Origin of the sequence: Acidithiobacillus sp. IBUN Pt1247-S3, from assembly GCF_041146875.1 — a bacterium.
Lineage (GTDB): Bacteria > Pseudomonadota > Gammaproteobacteria > Acidithiobacillales > Acidithiobacillaceae > Igneacidithiobacillus.
In genome coordinates, this window is record NZ_JBFRXP010000040.1 from 1 (window position 1) to 3,612 (window position 3,612).

Annotated in this window: 2 protein-coding genes; both read left to right on the forward strand. The window is 57.7% G+C overall.

Annotated elements, in window-relative coordinates:
• On the forward strand, positions 1-862 hold an 862-nt coding region (locus AB4090_RS14575), incomplete at its 5' end, for an EAL domain-containing protein (RefSeq protein WP_369574611.1).
• A partial coding sequence (locus AB4090_RS14580; RefSeq protein WP_369574612.1) for a putative bifunctional diguanylate cyclase/phosphodiesterase occupies positions 859-3,612 on the forward strand: 2,754 nt, incomplete at its 3' end. The genes AB4090_RS14575 and AB4090_RS14580, both read left to right, overlap by 4 nt.

Below are 3,612 nucleotides of genomic sequence, written 5' to 3' on the forward strand. Positions count from 1 at the left end.
GGATCTCGCCATGTATGCGGCCAAAGAGACCGGTGGCAATACCTGGAAACTGTATGGGCGAGATCTCATAGAGGCGCAACAACAAGAAGAGTCCCTGTATCAGGAGTTGGCCATGGCACAGGAACGAAACGAGTTTGAGTTGTTGTGGCAGCCCATTGTCAACCTATCGGACCGGACCGTTTCTGGCGTAGAGGCGCTGTTGCGCTGGCGGCACCCCAAGCGCGGGCTATTGCGTCCGGACCAGTTTTTGCCCCAGTTGGAGCGTTCGCGCTTGATTCTCGGTGTTGGACATTGGGTGCTGGAAACTGCACTGGCCCAGGCGGAATCTTGGCAGAATCAGGGGAATCTTCTAGATATCCATATCAACCTATCAGCGGTGCAGTTGGAAGATGCGGATTTTCTGCGCTTTTTGCAGCACGCATTGGCAGATCATCCGATGATCGGCCATGAGCATATTTGGCTGGAGGTCGTCGAGCGCGTAGCGCTACGGGATATACCCGCGACGGCTGCAGTGATTCGCGTCGCCCGCCGTTTGGGGATTCATTTCACGTTGGATGATTACAGCAGTGGCATTGCCGCTTTGCAATATTTAACGGAGTTGGCCTGCGGCGGGATAAAGCTGGATCGGGACATGATGCGCGGAGTGGCGGAACATTCCACCCAGTACCATCACGTTCGCGCCATGGTAGACGTAGCAAGTGACTTGTCGCTACAAGTCGTGGCGGAAGGGGTGGAGGATGAGGAAATGGCCGATATGCTGAGGGGCCTCGGGGTGCACAAGGCACAGGGATACTGGTTTTCTCCCCCCGTACCCGCAGCAGAAATCCAGGCAATACTGGTAGAGCAGGGAGGAGGGCATTGACCAAAGCAGCGCAGGCGTACCCGTCGTCACTCCCTTCTCAATGGTTGTTCCGTCTCTGGCTGGGGTTTGTCGGATTGGTTTTTGCCGCCGGATGTTATTGGGGCTGGCAGACCTGGCAGGAGATCTCTCGCCACGAAGCGGCGAACCTGCAGACTTTGAGCGCGGCACTGGCGACGAGTACACATGCGAGCTTGCATGGACTGGAGGTTTCCTTGCTCCTGCTGCGTCAGCAGAGCCAAGGTCTGTCGGAAGAAGCCTCTACATCGCCTCCCCAGGAACTCCTCCAGCAGTATCTACAGATGCAGCCGCATGTGGCGGCGGTCGGTATGGCGCTTGCCCGTGGAGGGATGCTCACTGCGGGGAGCCAAGGAAAAGCCTTAGCAAGATTATGGCAGGCGCTGATGCATCCGAAGACGTTGTCTGCGGGCCAGATACCCCTGTCGGTAGCGCAGCGACATGCTTTAACTACCTGTCTCGCGGGCGCAACATTCTGTGTTGCTCCCCCGGTGGAAATCCACACAAGCAAACGAGATTCCGGGAACTGGATGGTGCCGATCGTGCAACCCAGTGCCAAAGGGCAGCAGCCCCTTTTGGCCTTGCTGCCTCTTCTGCAGGGTCGACTCCCTTCTTGGCAACACTTGCCGATCCAGACCCCGGGCTCGCTGTTTTTATTGCAGCCAAATGGTTTTCTGGAAGCCCGTTTTCCGATGCCGAAAGCGACCAGCTTCGCTAAGCCGCAGTCTGGCATTGCGGTCCGCTATCTGCAGTCCCATCCCGACTTGCAGTCGGGCACGTTCGTCGGCTTGTCCAAGGCTGCTGGCCAGTGGCGCATGGGAGCCATGGTAAGGGTTCCCGGATTCCCGATGGTGGCTGGCGTCGGAATTGGGTACGCTGCGCTCTGGGCACGCTGGTGGCAGCTCTTTCAAGGCACCTTCTGGGGGCTATTGGTGCTGTTAGGCCTCAGTATCTGGGGCTATCGCTTTCTCCGTTCCATAGAGCGGGAGCGCGAAGCAGTGGCGCAAGTGCTGTGGGAAAATAAAGAGCGGGCTGAGGTGACTTTGCGCAGTATCGGCGAGGCCGTGATCGTGACAGACACCGATGGGCGGATCAGCAGTGCAAACCCCGCTGCAGAGCGGCTGTTGAACATTGGCGCGCCCCAAGCCTATGGGCAACATCTGCATGAAATCCTTGCGCTAGACGAACTCAAAGGGACCAGGGAAGAATCCGGCCAGGACGCCGCTCCGCACCAACCCAGTGCCGCGCAAGCGCAACCGAGCACGCCACCGGCCCTACTATCGGATCGTCAGGGCCAGGAGCGGTGGATAGAGCGCAGCGCTGCGCTGATGCACGACCAACAAGGCGCAGATACCGGCATGGTGTGGGTCCTGCGCGATGTGACCGAGACCCAGCGACTGCAAGAGAGACTCCAGTATCAGGCGACACATGACGCGTTGACCGATCTTCCCAATCGTCGCCTATTCCTGGCTCGTCTGGATCAATATCAGGACCAGATACAGTACCCAGGAAACTTGCTGGTGGGGATCCTCGATCTGGATGGCTTCAAGCAACTCAATGATCGCTACGGCCACGGGTTTGGCGATGCCTTATTGCAGGCGGTTGCACAAAGATTGCAAGCGGTGCAAAGCAAAAACGATGTGCTGGCACGCATGGGTGGGGATGAGTTTGGTTTGCTCGTTCCTGGCATCCAATCGGTCGAAGAAGCAAAAGCCCGCGCTCAAGCGATGCTGGACATGTTGCGCGCGCCGCTGGAGATGGAAGAAATGACTGTCTACCTCTCCGCAACCCTCGGCCTGACCAACTATCCAGCGGATAAGAGCAGCTCCGCGGAGCTCCTACGGCACGCCGATCTCGCCCTTTATGCCGCCAAGGAGGCGGGGAGGGATAGTTACGCTTTCTTCCATGAGGGCATGGACCAATTTCAGGATCGTAGTATGGAGATCTGCAAAATGACAGAGGTGGCGCTAGAGCAAGGGCAATTGGTATTACACTACCAGCCGATAGTGGATGCCCAAAGGGGACCGGTTGGCGTAGAGGCTCTATTGCGTCTGCATCATCCCCAGCAGGGACTGTTGGCCCCTGCCGCCTTCGCCAGCGCCTTAGATTCTCCACGTCTGGCCCGGCGGATCGGTCAGTTCGTATTTGCCCAGGCCTTTCATCAAAACCAGTTGTGGCATCAACAAGGTATCGACCTGCGGGTGTCCGTGAATATCAGTGCCCATCACCTGCTGGATCCCGCGTTTCTTTCGGACTTGCAGACGGCCTTGGCCGCACATCCCGATCTTCCCCCGGAGAAAGTGGAAATCGAAGTGACGGAAACTGCCCCTTTACAGGATTTCCGCAAGGCCCAAGAGGTGCTCCTCAGTTGTCAGCAACTGGGGGTACGGGTAGCGCTCGACGATTTCGGTACGGGAAGCGCCTCGTTGACGTATCTCCAGAAGCTCCCCGCCCACACCATCAAGATTGACCAAAGTTTTGTCCGCGACATCCTGCATGATCCCAAAGACTACGCAATCGTCTCCGGGGTCGTGACCAGTGCCCGCTTGCTGGGACTGGACGTGATTGCCGAAGGGGTGGAAACCTGGGATCACGCCGCACTGTTACACCAGCTTCAATGCCGTTGTTTCCAGGGCTATGCCATCGCGCGCCCGATGCCTTCTGATCAGGTGGTTAACTGGGTGACACAGTATAACCCATTGTTTCCAGATAATAAATCTACCCCCCCCCCCAAT